Annotated in this window: 15 protein-coding genes; 7 read left to right on the top strand and 8 right to left on the bottom strand. The window is 63.9% G+C overall.

Annotated elements, in window-relative coordinates; all coding sequences use genetic code 11:
- Positions 1-254: 254 nt before the first annotated feature.
- A complete protein-coding gene (locus tag ACOJSJ_RS09750; protein ID WP_420144790.1) occupies positions 255-1,742 on the top strand; it encodes a lipopolysaccharide biosynthesis protein in 1,488 nt (495 codons plus the stop codon).
- A 19-nt stretch (positions 1,743-1,761) separates the two neighbouring features.
- Here the strand turns inward: ACOJSJ_RS09750 and ACOJSJ_RS09745 are convergent, their stop codons facing one another.
- Positions 1,762-2,187, bottom strand: coding sequence for a CBS domain-containing protein (locus tag ACOJSJ_RS09745; RefSeq protein WP_420144789.1), 426 nt, complete (start codon positions 2,185-2,187; stop codon positions 1,762-1,764).
- Between the two features lie 83 nt (positions 2,188-2,270).
- On the opposite strand from ACOJSJ_RS09745, the gene ACOJSJ_RS09740 reads away from it, so the two are divergent.
- Entirely contained in the window at positions 2,271-2,570 is a 300-nt protein-coding gene (locus tag ACOJSJ_RS09740) for a hypothetical protein (protein WP_420144788.1), read from the top strand.
- Complete coding sequence (locus ACOJSJ_RS09735) at positions 2,560-2,949, top strand: acyl-CoA thioesterase (protein WP_420144787.1); 390 nt, start codon at positions 2,560-2,562, stop codon at positions 2,947-2,949. Before ACOJSJ_RS09740 ends, ACOJSJ_RS09735 begins: the two co-directional genes overlap by 11 nt.
- Before the next feature lie 3 nt (positions 2,950-2,952).
- On the opposite strand, the gene ACOJSJ_RS09730 is transcribed toward ACOJSJ_RS09735, so the two are convergent.
- The 6 genes from ACOJSJ_RS09730 to hisS form a co-directional block, all read right to left on the bottom strand.
- Entirely contained in the window at positions 2,953-4,509 is a 1,557-nt protein-coding gene (locus tag ACOJSJ_RS09730) for a DUF4139 domain-containing protein (protein ID WP_420144786.1), read from the bottom strand.
- Positions 4,510-4,526: 17 nt separating this feature from the next.
- Positions 4,527-5,933, bottom strand: coding sequence for a DUF4139 domain-containing protein (locus ACOJSJ_RS09725; RefSeq protein WP_420144785.1), 1,407 nt, complete (start codon positions 5,931-5,933; stop codon positions 4,527-4,529).
- Between the two features lie 143 nt (positions 5,934-6,076).
- On the bottom strand, positions 6,077-6,895 hold the full coding sequence (locus ACOJSJ_RS09720) for a DUF4167 domain-containing protein (protein WP_420144784.1): 819 nt from the start codon (positions 6,893-6,895) through the stop codon (positions 6,077-6,079).
- 316 nt (positions 6,896-7,211) lie between these two features.
- Positions 7,212-8,033 carry a peptide chain release factor N(5)-glutamine methyltransferase gene (prmC, locus tag ACOJSJ_RS09715; RefSeq protein WP_420144783.1) on the bottom strand — a complete coding sequence of 274 codons (822 nt, stop codon included), beginning with the start codon at positions 8,031-8,033 and terminating at the stop codon, positions 7,212-7,214.
- Positions 8,030-9,124: a peptide chain release factor 1 gene (prfA, locus tag ACOJSJ_RS09710; RefSeq protein WP_420144782.1), complete on the bottom strand. Its 1,095-nt coding sequence runs from the start codon at positions 9,122-9,124 to the stop codon at positions 8,030-8,032. Before prfA ends, prmC begins: the two co-directional genes overlap by 4 nt.
- Positions 9,124-10,401: a histidine--tRNA ligase gene (gene hisS, locus ACOJSJ_RS09705; RefSeq protein ID WP_420144781.1), complete on the bottom strand. Its 1,278-nt coding sequence runs from the start codon at positions 10,399-10,401 to the stop codon at positions 9,124-9,126. The genes prfA and hisS overlap by 1 nt, the downstream gene beginning before the upstream one ends.
- A gap of 143 nt (positions 10,402-10,544) precedes the next feature.
- On the opposite strand from hisS, the gene ACOJSJ_RS09700 reads away from it, so the two are divergent.
- Together ACOJSJ_RS09700 and ppa are read left to right on the top strand one after the other, a co-directional pair.
- A complete protein-coding gene (locus ACOJSJ_RS09700; protein WP_420144780.1) occupies positions 10,545-12,464 on the top strand; it encodes a M61 family metallopeptidase in 1,920 nt (639 codons plus the stop codon).
- Positions 12,465-12,501: 37 nt separating this feature from the next.
- Positions 12,502-13,044 carry an inorganic diphosphatase gene (gene ppa, locus ACOJSJ_RS09695; RefSeq protein WP_325414316.1) on the top strand — a complete coding sequence of 181 codons (543 nt, stop codon included), beginning with the start codon at positions 12,502-12,504 and terminating at the stop codon, positions 13,042-13,044.
- A gap of 286 nt (positions 13,045-13,330) precedes the next feature.
- On the opposite strand, the gene ACOJSJ_RS09690 is transcribed toward ppa, so the two are convergent.
- The gene (locus ACOJSJ_RS09690) at positions 13,331-14,797 is read right to left on the bottom strand and encodes a PLP-dependent aminotransferase family protein (RefSeq protein WP_420144779.1); all 1,467 of its coding nucleotides are present in this window, start codon (positions 14,795-14,797) and stop codon (positions 13,331-13,333) included.
- Between the two features lie 91 nt (positions 14,798-14,888).
- Between ACOJSJ_RS09690 and ACOJSJ_RS09685 the strand changes: the two genes are divergently transcribed.
- Both ACOJSJ_RS09685 and ACOJSJ_RS09680 read left to right on the top strand, forming a co-directional pair.
- The gene (locus ACOJSJ_RS09685) at positions 14,889-15,503 is read left to right on the top strand and encodes a YczE/YyaS/YitT family protein (protein WP_420144778.1); all 615 of its coding nucleotides are present in this window, start codon (positions 14,889-14,891) and stop codon (positions 15,501-15,503) included.
- A gap of 172 nt (positions 15,504-15,675) precedes the next feature.
- Positions 15,676-16,473: hypothetical protein (locus ACOJSJ_RS09680; protein ID WP_420144777.1), on the top strand; the 798-nt coding region annotated here is incomplete at its 3' end.

Here is a 16,473-nt window from a genome sequence, read left to right as displayed (position 1 = left end):
AATGTCAAAGAACCGACAAATAAACCGGGACAGCCTTCCCGCCTCGAAACTTCTTCCGAGGGAGGTCCATCCCGTCTATGTTGGCGACCGTACAGTCTGGCGCCTCAGCAGCGCCGCCCCGTCCGGTGAAAAGCCCTCTAGGCGGACCCGGCCGAACCGTCAAACACTTTTTGCAATTTTATTTCACATTTTTTTGGGGGTTAGCGGTTAGTGCCCATTCCACGGCGCTTTGAGGCACAGGGAATGGTTAGAGAATGACGTTGCAGGATGCCGATGCGGATGATGCGGGTTTTGGGGCACGCATAAGGAGCGCCGTTTTCTGGCGATCGGGCAGCCAGATCGTGTCGCAGATGATGAGCTGGGTCGTGACGCTGGCCGTCATACGGCTGCTCGACCCGGCCGATTACGGCCTGTTCGCCATGACGCAGGTGATATTGAACTTCGCCACTTTCCTGAACGGCTATGGGCTGGTGAGCGCATTGGTTCAGTCCGATACGGTCGAACCGCGCCGGTTGCGGCAGGCCTTCACCATCATGCTGTTGCTGAACGGCGCGCTCGCGTTGCTCCAGCTGGGCATCGCGCCCCTTGCCGCGGATTATTATGATCAGCCCATGGTCGCCGACCTGTTGCGGGTACAGGCGCTGCTATACCTGTCCACGCCCTTTATCTCCGTCCCCGAAGCGATCATGGGCCGGGCGCTGGATTTCAGGCGACCTGCGCTGGTCAACCTGATCGCAGCCATTGCATCGGCCGCCATGGCGTTGACCGGTGCGCTGTCGGGATGGGGCGTGTGGACGCTGGTTTGGGCGCCGATCACCGGATTCTGGGTCAAGGCCGCAGGCTATGTCATCGCGACCGGTTTCCGCCCGGTTCCCCTGTTCGATTTCCGCGGCACCGGCGCCATGGTCGCCTATGGCGCATCGCTGCTGGGCGGACAGCTTTTCTGGATCGTGCAGAGTCAGGCCGACATCTTCATCGGTGGCCGCATGCTGGAGCCGCATGCATTGGGGCTTTATGCAGAGGCGCTGTTCCTGACCCAGATTTTCGTCAGCAAGTTCGTGCCGCCGCTCAATGACGTCGCCTTCCCCGCTTACGCCCGTATGCAGAAGGATGTCAGTCGGGTCGCATGGTCATTTTGCAAGGCGGTGAAGCTGCTGCTGCTGCTGACCTGTCCCATCTATCTGGGGATGGCGGTAACGGCCGCGCCGCTGGTGGAGACATTATTCGGTCGCAAATGGCTGGAAATGGCGCCCTTCGTCGCGATTCTTGCGCTCGCCATGCCGTTCATGACGTTGCAGGTGATGTTCGCGCCGGTCAGCAACGCGCTGGGACGGCCCGGCACCACGGCGCGAGTCGCCGCTGTCGGCGCGGTGCTGATGCCTGCTGCCTTCCTGATCGGCATCCGATTCGGGGCCATCGGCCTTGCATGGGCATGGCTGGGCGCGTTTCCCGTCCTGACCGCCGTGACCGCAAAACTGGCTGGCGGGCCGATGGGGTTGCGGCCTGCCGATGTGATACGCGCCGCTGCGCCGGGGGTTGGCTGTTCCATCCTGATGGCAGGCGTCGTCATGGCGATCGATCACCTGCTGCCGCCGCTGGCCGCGCCGATCCGGCTTGGCATATTGGTGCCGGTGGGCGGCATAGCCTTTCTGGGCGCATTGCTGCTTTGCGCGCGGGGCACGTTGATGGAATTGGTGGCATTGGTGATTCGCCGCGCGCCGCCGGTGCAGGCCCCTGCCTGAACCGGCGCGCCGTTCGTCATCAGGCGGTCTGGATATAATCCCGCATGGCGGCCGCTTCCGATTCGATGGCGTCGATGCGATATTTGACCAGATCTCCGATGGAGATCATGCCGACCAGTGCCCCGTCGACCACGACGGGCAGATGCCGGATGCGCCGTTTCGTCATCAGCGACAGGCCGTGCATGACCGGCGTATCGTCATCGATGGTAATCGCGGGCGTGGTCATCACGTCGCCCACGACATGGTCGAGCGCCGATGCGCCATCGGTCGCCACGCGATAGACGAGATCGCGTTCGGAAAAGATGCCGACCACCTGGCCATTATCGACCACCGGCACGCAGCCGATTCGCCGTTCCGCCAGCAATTGCACCACCGACACGACGCTGTCGCCCGGATGCACGCTGATGACGTCGTTCTTGCCCTGCAAAATCGCTGCGATGGTCATGAACACTCTCCTTTTCCCATCTTTGTCCGGGACATTGCCACTGGACGCTTGATGATCCCACTTTCGTTGCTCAAAGAAAAGGGATGACACGCAGACAGGCCCTGGATGATCCACAGATCGCCGCAACCGCATGGGCGCGGTTCCGGCGGATCATGGCCTGGATGGCGGTGGGCGGCTTGCTGTGCGTCGGACTGGCGTTGCTGTTCCTGCACTGGTGGACCGGGCACATGCCGATTCACATGGTGATCGCGACGATTTTGGGCGTATGGCTGACATTCATGCTGGGGACCGGACTGATGGCGCTGACATTTTTGTCGAGCGGCACCGGGCATGACGAACAGGTGATCGACCGGGTAAAGGATGAGGTGCCCATTGACGATTGAAACGCAAGGCGCGCGGGGCGAGGTGGTGTTGCGGCTGGTGCCGCACCTGACCGACATCAACACCAACGGCCATATCTTTGGCGGCTGGGTGCTGAGCCAGATGGACATTGCGGGCGGCATCGTCGCCGGACGAATCGCTCAAGGGCCGGTCGCCACCGTCGCGATCGAAAGCATGACATTCATTACCCCGATCCTGCTGGGCGACATCGTGTCGGTCTATGCCCATGAGGAACGACGCGGCCGCACATCGGTGGCGATCCGTATCGATGTCATCGCCACGCGCGGCGCGGATATGCAGGAAGTGCGGCTGACCAGCGGCGTTTACACCTTCGTCGCGCTGGATGCGAATTACCGGCCACGCCCTCTGCCGACGACCTGACCTTCAGCGCGGCAGGCGCTGGTTATAGCGGCGTTCCACATTGTCATTGGCGGGTATCGTCACGCGCCAGATCCAGTCGTTGCCGCGCCTTTCCATGTCGGCCGGGCGCGGCATGATGTCATGCGAAATCGTGATTTCCGCCGTGACGGCAAAAGGGCGGGCGTTGCTGAGCGTCAGGGTCCAGCCCTGCTTCTTTCCCGACCGTGCCGTCCGGCGGGCAAGGATGCGCACGTCGGGACTGGCGGCCAGATCATAATCGATCCGCTCGCCTTCCGCCTTGTCGCCAATGTCCGCTTCACCCACCAGCAGCCGCATCCCGTCCACATCCTCGAACACGGCAACCCGGCCCGATGGCATGGCGAGGCCAAGGCCATCATCCTTGCGATTGAGCAAACGCAGCCGCAGCGTCATTGGCAGCGATTCGGCCTGATCGTCGCGATCGCCCACCATGGCGGCATAGAGTCGTTCCACCTTCGCGCCGGGCTGTCGCAGCAGGGCGACCTGTTTCTGCGCCTTGGCCGCGACTTCGACGGTCACCGGCACGCGATAGAGTTTGAGGTCGCCGACATCTTCCGGCGGGGGCGGCGGCGCGGGAGGAGGAGGAGGCGGTGGGGGCGGGGGAGCAGCCACCATCGGCGCGGCCATGCGACGGGACGTCACGACGATGTCCTGCGCGCCCTCCATCATGACCGGCTCCGTCATCCGAACCGGGAAGAGTTCCCAGACCGGATGGGTGCTGGTGATGTCCATCGGCCAGCAGCGCAGCAGCAGCGGGCCGCCGGTCGGCCGGGGCAGCGGCGCGCGCCATCGGCGGTTTGGCTGGCCCGCAATTACATTGAGCTGTGCATCGGCAAAGCTGGTGACGCCGCCATTGGCGACCGTCAGCCAGGCCATCAGATCCAGCGTCCGCCCGTCCGCGCCCATATCCGCCACATAATTGGCGGCCCAGTCGAACCCTTCGGCCAGATAGGTCAGCTGCAAGGTGGCGCGGGTCGGGCGGTCACTGGTCGCGATCACCGACAGGGTCGGGCGCGCCGACAGATCGGCAGGCGCGCGGGGGTAAAGCATCCGTTCGGGCAGGCCGCTGCACCCCAAAGCCTCATATCCCTGCGCGGTCTGGAGAATGACGCCGCCCATCGGCCCGGCGCTGATGATCGCATCCTGCTCCACGACCTTGCCTGTCTTGCGGTCGGTACGGCGCAGGGTGACGCCGCGTTTCAGATAGGCATCGACCAGTCCGGCGGGGGACAGAAGGCGGGCGTCGCGATTCTTTTCCCGCACGCCGCGCGGCATGCCGGACAGAACCGCCGTTTCGGGCATCAATCCTTCGGCCACGCCTTCGAATCGCACGGTCGATTCGCCCTGCGGCAGGTCAACGGTGCGGGCTTCGGTGATGAGTGCATAGCCGCCCGGCCAGTTGCGATCGATCGCCCCCTTGGTCCGGCCGGGCTGGCGATAGACGGTGACGAACACCGAATCGGGCTTTGCCGACAGGACCGTGCCCGCCTGCACCGGCGACGCGACAATCCAGAGCAGCAGAAGAATCAGAAAGCGCGGCACGGCGGGCGCCCCTTCGATCAGAAACGTGTGTCGAATGTGACGCTGACGTCCACCGTGCCATTGGCGGGGACGGGAACGCTCCATTCCATCCGGTCGGCCGATACCCGCTTGCCCTCCAGGCTCTGGGCCACGATCCGCGTGTCGCCCCACAGGCCCTGCTGCGCCAGATCGATCGTCACCGCTTCGGGCCGGGCGTTGGTCAGCGTGTAACGCATCTTCGTTTCCCAGCGGTTGCCGCCTTTCTTCGTGCGCTGTTCGACGGTGGGACGGACCTTCACGTCGAAGGCTTCGCCCGTACGCAGCGCCATGGACGATCCCATGGGCGTATGATCGATGCGGTTTTCGCCGATGAATTGCGGGTTGCCGCGCGCGTCGCGCATATAGACGCGAATGGTGCCGGCCGGCAGCTGATCGCCCAGCCCTCCGTCCTTCGCCGTCGAGAATTTGAGTACGCTCGATGCGCTCATCGGTTCTGGAGAACTGCCCATCCAGCCGTTGAGATATTCATAGGTCGCGCGCGCAGGCGCGCCCTTCACGTCGAGGAAGCTGACCTGTTTCTGCTGCGCGTTGGCGATGGTCGTGCGGGCAGGAAGGGGATAAAGATAATAGTCGCCCAGCCGTTCGCGCGGACCGCTTTCGGTTCCGCCCTGATCGATCGCGCCGCTTCCGGACTGCCACCAGTTGGTACGGCCGCCGCCGCTGGCCGGATTGCCTGCAACCAGAATCGTCTTCGCATTGCTGAAGGTCGTGCCGCTATTGTTGGTCAGCGTCACCCACCCCTGCATGTCCATCGCACCCTTCGCCGAATCGAACAGCGCCACATAATCGGCGGTCCAGCCCAGATTGGGGGTCAGGTAGGACAGACGCGCAGGGATGGTGCCGCCACGTTCGGCATCGACCGTCACCGACAGGGTCGGGCGAGCGCGCAGATTGGGCGGCACCCGATCGAAAATCACCCGCACCGGCAGGCCATCGTCGCGCAACACCTCTATCCGGCTGCCGATCTGAAGCACGATGCCGCCATTGGCCGCCAGCACCTTCGCCCGTTCGCGCGTTTCCGCGCCGGTCGCGGGATTGGTGCGCAGCAACGTCACCTCCTGCCCCACCGCCTTGTCCATCAGCGTGTCGGGGGACAGCAGGTCATAGTCGAAATTCTGTTCGACGATGGAGAGGCCCGGACCGGACAGGTTCACCGTTTCAGGACGGATGCGTGCCGACACATCGGGAAATTCGATTCGGTTGCGCCCCGCCGTCATCACCAGTTGCCGATTATCCTGCACCAGCGATTGGCCGCCATTATAGATGGTGACGGCAATATCGCCCTGTGCCGTGGCACCGGTGGGATCGGCAGCCCCCTGATTCTGCGCCTGAGCACAAAGGGGGAGGAGAGACAGCAGCACAACAGGCAGGCGCGCGAATTTCATCGACAACTCTCCAGCGATTTGCGACAGTTGTGCCCTATCGCGATCGGGTTGCAAAGTCGCGTCAGCCATGCCCGAACGGCGGGCATGAAAAAGGGGACGGCGCGATTGACGGCGCCGTCCCCTTATTCTGTTCTGCGATGCGCTTATTCGGCAGCTTCGGCTGCGGCGCGGGGCCGACGCGTGCGCTTCTTGGGCGCTTCCTCCGCCGTTTCGGCGTCATTGTCGGCGCGCGCGATCGAAGGCGGCAACACCGTCATGTCGAAGCCTTCATTCGCTTCCGGCGCGACGTCGGCAGCGGCCTTGCGCGGACGACCACGGCGCGGGCGAGGGGCCTCGACTTCGGCGTCAGATGCATCGGCCTGCGGCGCGGAGGGCGCTTCCACATCCCGCTGCGCATCGGCACGGGGACGAAGATTGGGCTTTGCGCGCGCTTCGGTCGCCGGATTGCCGGTCGGTCCTTCGACGCCCATTTCCTGCTGCGGCGCATCGCCATCGGCCACGAAACGGTCACGTCGCGGACGATCGCGGCGATTGTTGCGGCCTTCGCGCGGTTCACGGTTTTCACGCGGTTCGCGGGTTTCACGCCCTTCGTCCTGACGGTCGGCGCGGAAATCGTCGTTACCCTCGAAGCCGCCGTCAAATTCGTCGCCATCCTCGTCGAAATTATCGTCGCGGGGACGGAAGCGCTGCTGCTGTTCTTCCTGACGGGCGCGGTTGTCGGCAAGGACGCGGAAATAATGATCGGCAAATTGCAGATAATATTCGGCATTGACCCGGTCACCGGCCATCTGGGCATCGCGCGCCATATTCTTGTATTTCTCAAGAAGCTGGGCCGCGTTGCCGCGGGCGCGGCTGTCGATGCGGTTACCGTTATCGCCACCGCCCCGATTATTGCCGTTGGGACGTCCGTTGTTATTATTCCGGCCGCGATTGCGGCGACCGGCCTGCCGATTGTTGATCAAGACATGATCCTTGCGTTCGCTATGACATCATTCACTGAAAACACTGTTCAGTACGCCATCCCCAAGCACGACCTGCTTTTTTTCAGGCCGGATACGGCTCCGCCAGGCATGATCCCGTCAGGATCATTCCCCCAGCTGCCAGCGGCGCCTGCGCAGCGAGCGCCGTCATGACTATAAGGAGCTAGGAAAACGGCTTTTTCTATCAACGGTCTAACCGACCATGTCACAAGATAGAGCCGCCCCTATGGCTGATGTAGTGACTTTTTCACCATAAACCAAGCAATTTTCGCTTGCTGGCTGGCAAATCAAAGGTTGCTTAGTATCTTTTGGTCGCAATCAGGCAGCGATCATGCCCTGCCAGATCGCAGCGAACGGCCACGACCAGCCCCTGATCGTGCAGCAACGCCGATACGCTTGCGGCCTGATCATAGCCGATCTCGATCGCCGCCATGCCGCCGGGCGCGATCAGGCGCGGCAGATCCGGCACGATCCGGCGATAATCGTCAAGGCCATCCGCGCCCGCGAACAGCGCGCTGGCCGGTTCGCGCAGCACATCGCCCGACAGGGACAGGTCGGCAACGATATAGGGCGGGTTGATCAGCAGCAGGTCGAAGGCGCCATCCACCCCGCGCGCCCAGTCCCCCGAACGAAATTCGGCGCGCCCGGCCATGCCCAGCCGGTCCGCATTGCCCCGCGCCACGACAAGGGCAGGGGCGGAGGCGTCGACACCCAGCCCCGTCGCTTCGGGCCATTGCGCCAGCGCCGCGAGCAGCAGGGCGCCCGAACCGGTACCAAGGTCCAGCACCGTGGCGGGCGCACGATCCTGGAAATGAGCCACCGCGGCCTCGATCAGCGTTTCGCTGTCGGGACGGGGGATCAGCGTGTCGGGCGTGACCGTCAGGCTGATCGTCCAGAAATCGCGGACGCCGGTGATATGGGCGATGGGTTCGCCATCCAGCCGCCGGGCCAGCAGCCCCGCAAACCCGTGGGGCACATCCAGATCGCGCTGGCGCATCAGCATGTCGGAACGGGACAGGCCCAGCGCATGAGCCATCAGCAGTTCGGCATCCAGCCGCGCGGTATCGCTTGAAACAGCGAGTTGGACAGTCGCGGCGCGCAGCGCGTCGGAAAGGGTCACCCCACTCCGTCCAGCTGCGCCAGCCGCGCCGCTTCATCTTCGGCGACCAGCGCGTTGATGACGTCGGACAGGCCCGGCCCTTCCAATATTTCGGGCAGGCGATGCAGGGTCAGGTTGATGCGGTGATCGGTCACGCGCCCTTGCGGGAAATTATAGGTGCGGATGCGTTCGGACCGGTCGCCCGATCCCACCATCGCCTTGCGCGCGCCCGCCTGTTCGCTTTGCGCGCGTTCGCGTTCGACTTCGTAGATGCGCGCGCGCAGCACCTGCATAGCCTTCGCCTTGTTCTTGTGCTGCGACCGTTCGTCCTGCTGCGTTACCACGATGCCGCTGGGCAGGTGCGTGATGCGGACAGCGGAGTCGGTGGTGTTCACATGCTGGCCGCCCGCGCCCGACGCACGGTAGATGTCGATCTTGAGGTCGCTGTCGGCGATCTGGACGTCCACTTCCTCCGGCTCCGGCAGGATGGCGACGGTCGCAGCGCTGGTGTGGATGCGTCCGCCGCTTTCGGTCGCGGGCACGCGCTGGACGCGATGGACGCCGCTTTCGAACTTCAGCTTGGCAAAGACGCCGGTGCCGTTGACGCTGGCGACGACTTCCTTGAACCCGCCCTGTTCGGACGCGTTGGCGGAGATCATGTCCATCTTCCACCCCTGCGCATCGGCATAGCGCTGATACATGCGGAACAGGTCGCCCGCGAACAGCGCGGCTTCGTCTCCGCCGGTGCCCGCGCGGATTTCCAGCATGGCCGGACGCGCGTCGGCCGCATCGCGGGGCAGCAATTGCAGCGCCAGCGCCCGTTCGGCGTCGGGCAACTGGCTGCGGATCAGCTGCATTTCCTCCTGCGCCATTTCGCGCATGAGAGGATCGGCATCGGGATCGTCCCCGCCGCCCGCCATGATGTCGAGCGCGGACAGTTCCTGCCGCAAACGGCGCACTTCATGCGCAGCGCGGGCGACCGGTTCGATTTCCGCATATTCCTTCGACAGCCGCACAAACTCTTCCGGCGCAAGGTCGGCACGCGTCATCGACGCCTGAACCTCGTCCCGGCGCGCCTCTATCTGCGCGATGCGTTCGGCGGAGATATGCATCAGAGTGCCGTCACCGTCCCGATCAGGGCGTCGAGCGCCACCGCCTGCTGTTCCCCGGTGCCAAGGTTGCGGACGGCCGCTTCGCCCCGCGCCAGTTCATCTTCGCCCAATATGATCGCCCAGGCGGCGCCCGACGCATTGGCGCGCTGCATCCGCTTCTTCATATTGCCGCGATAGCCCATGTCGCAGGCGACACCGGCGCGGCGCAGATCGGCGATGATGCCGGTCGCCTTCATGTCTGCCGCGTCGCCCATGGGAATGAGGATCACGGATGGTTTGTCGATGGTGGGCTGGTCGATCAGCATCGCCAGCCGCTCGATTCCCGCCGCCCAGCCGACCGCCGGGGTGGAGGGGCCACCCAGATTTTCAATGAGGCCGTCATAGCGGCCGCCGCCCAGCACCGTGCCCTGCGCGCCGAGGCGGTCGGTGATGAATTCGAAAGCGGTGTGGCGATAATAATCGAGGCCGCGCACCAGCCGGGCATTGCGTTCCCACGCCACGCCTGCTGCGTCGAGACCGCTCGTCACCTTATCAAAGAAGGTCCGGGCTTCGTCGGTCAGATAGGCGTCGATGTCCGGCGCGCTGTCCGCCACCGGGCGGTCGCGCGGGTCTTTACTGTCGAGGATGCGCAGCGGATTGCGGTTCAGCCGGTCGAGGCTTTCTTCCGACAGCTGGTCCTTATGCGCCTCGAAATGCGCGATCAGCGCGGCACGCCAGGCGTCGCGGCTGGGGCCATCGCCCAGTGTGTTGAGGTTGAGCGTCACGCCATTGGCCACGCCCAGTTCCTTGAGCAACTGGTCGGCCAGCACCAGCAATTCGACATCCGCGCCCGGCTCACCCGCGCCAAGGATTTCGGCGTCGAGCTGATGGAACTGGCGGAAACGCCCCTTTTGCGGGCGTTCATAACGGAAAAGCGGGCCGTGGGTCGCCACTTTCAGGGGCGCGAACTGCTGCCAGCCTTCGGTGATGTAGGCGCGGCTGATGCCTGCGGTAAATTCCGGGCGCAACGTGATGCTGTCGCCGCCGCGATCCTCGAACGTGTACATCTCTTTCGAGACGACGTCGGTGCTTTCGCCCAGCGACCGGGCGAAGACGGCGGTGGATTCGAATACCGGCACTTCAACCCGTTGAAAACCGTAAAGTTTGCGGACGCGGTCGAAGGTTGCAACCACATGCGCGAACCGTTCCTGGAACGCTTCGGTGGTGCCGCCCAGCATGTCCTGCGTGCCGCGCACAGGATTGGGGGTCTTTGGGCGCGGCGTTTCGATCTTTGCCATGGGGCAGCGCCTTTAACGGCAAATCCGCCCCAAGGAAACGCGCTTTTTACAGGCGTGTATCAGGGGGTGGACGCCGCCGCCCTCCCCCGCCATGCTAAAGGGCAATCGGGCCGACCGGTCCCTTTTCCTTTCTGGAGACATCCATGATCCGCAGCATCGCTGCCGCCCTTTGCCTTAGCACGGCCATCGCCAACCCCCTTTTCGCGCAGGACGCGATCCGTTCCAAGCCGACCGCCTTGCCGGTCGACAGCGCGGCACCTGCACCAAAGGACATCCCCTATCCCGGCGGCACCATCAAGCTGGAGGTGGATGCAAGCGACACGGTGCAGCGCATCTTCCGCGTGAAGGAAACCATTCCCGTCGCCGCCGCTGGCCCCATGACGCTGATGATGCCCGCATGGCTGCCGGGCAATCATGCGCCGCGCGGGCAGATTGAAAAGCTGACCGGCCTGACCTTTACCGCCAATGGCCTGCCGGTCGCGTGGAAGCGTGATCCGCTGAACGTCTATGCATTCAACATCGATGTACCGCAGGGCGCGACGGAAGTGGTGGCGCAGTTCCAGTTCCTGTCCGCGACCCAGCCCAATCAGGGCCGCGTCGTCGTGACGCCCAAGATGCTGAACATTCAGTGGGAAAGCGTATCGCTCTATCCGGCGGGCTATTTCACGCGCCAGATCCCGATCCAGCCGACCGTGACCTATCCGGCAGGCTGGCAGGCCGCGACCGCGCTGCGCGGCACGAAGACCGGCAATGCCGTCGCTTATGAAACCATCGATTATGAAGCCTTGCAGGATTCGCCGGTCTTTGCAGGCCTGCACTTCAAGCCGGTCGATCTGGGCAGCAATGTGACGCTCAATCTGGTCGTGGACGATGCCGACGAACTGGATTTCAAACCGGAACAGATCGCCAAGCACAAGAAGCTGGTGGCCGAAGCGGGCGCGCTGTTCGGCGCCTATCATTTCAACCATTATGATTTCCTGCTGGCCATCACCGACGAAATGGGCGGCATTGGCCTAGAACATCATCGCAGTTCCGAAAATCAGGTCGAGCCGGGCTATTTCAAGAAATGGGATTCGGGCGAGGCGCTGCTGGACCGCAACCTGTTGCCGCATGAATTCACCCATAGCTGGGACGGCAAGTTCCGCCGCCCCGACCTGCTCTGGACGCCCGACTTCAACGTGCCGATGCAGGATAATCTGCTGTGGGTCTATGAAGGGCAGACGCAATTCTGGGGCTATGTGCTGGGCGCGCGGTCGGGCATGTTCAGCAAACAGGAAACGCTGGACGCCTATGCCCAGATCGCGGCCAGGCTGGACACGGCGGTCGGCCGCCAGTGGCGCCCGATGGAAGACACCACCCACGATCCGATCATCTCTGCCCGCCGCCCCAAGGGCTGGGCCAGCTGGCAGCGGTCGGAGGATTATTATAATGAAGGCCTGATGATCTGGCTGGAGGCCGATGCGATCATCGCCAAGGCGACACGCGGCAAGAAGGGCCTCGACGATTTCGCCAAGGCATTTTTCGGCATCAATCCGGGCGACTGGGGTCAGGTCGTCTATAATCGCGGCGACGTGATCAGGACGCTCAATGACATCGCCCCCTATGACTGGGCCGGTTTCTTCCAGAAATATGTCGACAGCCCCACTCGCGAAACGCCCAAGGGCGGCTTCATCCTGGGCGGTTACAAGCTGGTCTATGGTGAGGAACCCGGCGCGATCACCAAGGCGGCCGAAGGATCGGCCAAGATGGTGGACCAGAGCTTTGGTCTGGGCGCGGTCGTCAAGAATGACGGCGAGGTCAGCAGCGTCATCTGGGACAGCGCAGCATTCAAGGCAGGCCTTGTCACCGGGGTGAAGATCATCGCGGTTAATGGCGACGAATATTCGGCCGACGTGTGGAAAGCCGCGATCAAGGCCAAGACGCCGTTCCAGATCATCCTAAAGCAGGACAAGTATTATCGCACTTTGACCCTCGATTATTCGGGCGGGCTGCGCTATCCGCGCCTGGAAAAGACGGGAGAGGGTGAAGGCAGCCTCGACAAGCTGCTCAAAGCCAGAACGTGAATCACTTGCAACGCAACTTGAACAAAAAGGCGTTTCCATGAATATCGAACTGATCCCGGTTGGCGACGATCCGCCCAACAGCCTGAACGTCATCATCGAAGTGCCCACCGGCGGCGAACCCGTGAAATATGAGTTCGACAAGGCGTCGGGCGCGCTGTTCGTGGACCGCATCCTGCACACGCCGATGCGCTATCCGGCAAATTATGGCTTCGTGCCGCACACGCTGTCGCCCGATGGCGATCCGCTGGACGCGCTGGTCATCGCCCGCTCGCCCTTCGTGCCCGGTTCAGTCGTGCGCGCCCGTCCCATCGCCGTGCTCAATCTGGAAGATGAAGCCGGTGGCGACGAAAAGCTGGTCTGCGTGCCGGATAACAAGACCTTCCCTTATTATTCGAACGTCGATGAAAAGGACGATCTGCCCGGCATCGTGATGGAGCAGATCGAACATTTCTTCACCCACTATAAGGATCTGGAAAAGACCAAGTGGGTACGCATCGGCACCTGGGGTGGCGCGGAAGACGCCCGTCGCATCGTGCTGGAAGCGATCGAACGCTATAAGGAATCGAAGAAGGCGGCGTAAGGCCGGGTTTCTATTCGATTTGAAAAGGGCCGCGCGGACATGCTCCACGCGGCCCTTTTTTGGTGATTGCCACGCCGGCCCTCTTCCCCGCCCGGCCACCCAACGGCTGTATAATATGGGTGGCCGGGTGAGGAGAGGGCCGGCACCGCCGCAAGATGCGCTTTTGCACGCATCTTGCCTCACACCTAGAGCGATTTTCCAAACGATCGGAATTGATCGCCGGTTAAGAAATCACGGAAAAAAAGACTTAGAGCGGTCATCTGATCCACTCAGATCGAAAACCGCTCTAAATCAGCCGGTCTGCGTCCAGCGCCATGGCCAGCGAATCACGGCCCTTGGGCAAGCGGGCATGCAACCGCGCGTCGGCCTCCACCAGCCGTTCGACCCCGGCCTCCAGCTGATCCTCCGGCAGGGTGAAGGGCAGGCGCATGAATCGTTCGAACGCGCCGCTGACGCCGAAACGCGGCCCGGCGGCGATGCGGACACCCAAACTTTCGGCAAGCGCCGCCAGCGCCGTCGCCTCCGCCCGCGGCAGTTCCGCCCAGAGCGACAGGCCGCCCGCAGGCGATTCGACCCGCCAATGGGGCAGATGCCGTTCGATCAACGCCAGCAGGTGGTCGCGACGCGCCCGGAGCATCCCGGCCCGTTCGCCAAGGCCGACGTCGGCGTCGATCAGTTGCGCCACCGCAATCTGCTCCACGACCGGGCTGGCCATGTCCATCGTGGTGCGCAGGCGGCCCAGCGCCGCGACCGTCTGCGGATCGGCGCGAATCCAGCCGACCCGCAGGCCGCCCCAGAATATCTTGCTGGCCGACCCCAGCGTGATGACCTGCCGCCCCGACGGGTCGTGCATCGCAACCGGCGGGGGCGGGGCGAAATCGAGACCCATCGCCACCATCGTTTCGTCGATAATCAGCGGCGTATGCGTGCGCGCCGCCGCAGCGACCAGCGCGCGGCGGGTCGCCGGGTCCATGCTGCGCCCCGTCGGATTGTGGAAATCGGCGATGACATAGGCGAAACGTGGCGACGTTTGGCGAAAGGCCGCCTCCATCGCATCGACATCCCATCCCTGCGCAGGCAGACCCACCGGCACCGGCACCACATGGGCGCGTTGCAGCGCCTGAATGGCATTATGATAGGTCGGGTGGTCGATCACCACCCGGTCGCCCGGCCCCGCCAGCCATTTGAGCAGCAGAGAAAATCCCTGCTGCGCGCCATTGGTGACCATGATCTGGTCCGGGCTGGTGGGACAGCCGCGCCGCTCATAATGGGCCGCGATCGCCCGACGCAACACCATCAGGCCCAGCGGATCATAGCCAAGATCGCCCAGATAAGCGGGAAGCGCCTCCACCGCATGGGCATAGGCGCGCGCGACACCGGGCGCGGCGGGCAAAGCGGCATGGGTCCAGTTGAGCAGATTGCCATTGCTCACCCCGACATCGCGTTCGTCCATGGGCGATTGCGCGCCGCCGGGCGGCAAACGGGTGACGCTGCCCGAACCCTGGCGGCTTTCCAGGAAACCTTCGTCGCGCAACCGGTCGAACGCAGCCGCCACGGTCGTGCGCGACAGGCCAAGCGCAGCGGCCAGTTCGCGTTCACCGGGCAGGCGGACGTTCAACCCTACCCGCCCGTCCAGCACCAGCATCCGCAGCGCCTGCGCCAGTTGGCGATAGGCCGGCTCCGCACTGTCCTGCGCGCGCCAGGCGCCCAGCAGGCGGAGGAGGGAAGGGGGACGCAACAGCGAAGTGGACATGGCAATCATTCCAAAACTTGGGTCGATGAAAGGCCATTTAGGCGAAACTGGCCATTTTGGAAAAGGCCAATTACGCGAAATAAGACTGGCCATGATTGATCCCCGCTTCTTTCAACGCCTGTTCCAGCTCTTCTGGGGGCTTGGCCTCTACGGCTTTTCGATGGCGCTGATGCTGCGCGCCAATCTGGGCCTGTCGCCATGGGATGTTCTCAATCAGGGGGTCGCGCCGCGCCTCGGTCTCAGCTTCGGCATGACGGTCAACCTGATCGGGGCGATCGTGCTGCTGCTCTGGTGGCCTCTGCGGCAGCGGCCGGGCTTTGGCACTATCGCCAACATATTGGTGATCGGCACGGCGGTAGACCTGTCGCTGATGATCCTGCCCACGCCCGAAGGGTATGCCATGCGGGGCGCATGGCTGGTGGCGGGTGTCGTGCTGAACGGCATTGCCGGCGGCGCCTATATCGGCGCGGGCATGGGGCCGGGGCCACGCGACGGGTTGATGACGGGCCTGTGCCGCCGCACCGGATGGCCGGTCAAATGGGTGCGCACCGGGATAGAGATCGGCGTCCTTGCGGTCGGCTGGATGCTGGGCGGCACCGCCGGGGTCGGCACGATCCTCTACGCCGCGATGATCGGCTGGATCGTTCATCATGCGCTGCCCTTTTTCCGTATCGAAGCAACGGATCGCCCCGTGCAGGCGAGCTGACATTTCGGACGATGCCCCCTGACCGGCCGACGCAACCCTGTCGGCCGGTTCTTTTTGCCTTGATCATGCGCGGCATAGCCGTTGACCGGCACGGGCAGACGGGCATGATCCGGTCCAGCTTTCCCGATCCCGCATTTCCCGATCCCACTTTTCCCGATCAAGGAGCAGTCCCATGCGCCCCTTTCTCGCCGCCGCCATTCTCCTGCCCCTGACGGCCGCATCCACGACGACGACGCCATCCGTGCCCTTTGCCCCGGCGCTCGCGCCGCTGACCTTCGAACAGATTGCGCCCGCAGGCACCAAAATGCCGCGTTTCAAGGTGGATGCGGCATGGCCCGCGATGCCCGACGACCTGCTGCTGGGACAGGTGAGCGGCGTTGCGGTGGGACCGGACGATTCGGTCTGGGTCGTACACCGACCGCACAGCCTGACCGCGACCGACACCGGCCTTGCGCAAAATCCGCCGATCGCCGCCTGTTGCAAGCCCGCGCCGCCAGTGGTGCGCTTTGCCAAGGATGGCCGTTATCTGGGCGGCTGGGGCGGGGCGGACAGCGCGCCGACCGTCGATGGCGTCAACCAGTGGCCGACCAGCCTGCACGGCATCTTCGTGGACAAGGCCGGGACTGTGTGGTTCGGCGGCAATGGCAAGGGCGACCATGTCGTCATGAACTATAGCGCGAACGGGCGATATATCCGCAGCTTCGGCAAGCGCGAAAAGACCGGCGGCAATGACGCCACCGACCAGCTGGGCAACCCGTCCGACGTCAATCATTCCGATGGCATGGTGCTGGTGTCCGACGGCTATGTGAACCGCCGCGTGATCGGCTTCGACGACAGGAGCAATGCCTATAAGGGCCGGTGGGGCGCCTATGGCAAGCCGCCCAGCGGCCCGGTGCTGAAGGGCGATTTCGACCAGAGCCATGCCGTCGACCCCAGCCGCGTCGCAGATCCGAAATCCCCCATTTTCAAC

Origin of the sequence: Sphingobium sp. (assembly GCF_048594625.1) — a bacterium.
Classification (GTDB): Bacteria; Pseudomonadota; Alphaproteobacteria; order Sphingomonadales; family Sphingomonadaceae; genus Sphingobium.
The sequence above is the reverse complement of the archived record's forward strand: the minus strand, read 5'-3'. Positions and strand labels throughout refer to the sequence as shown.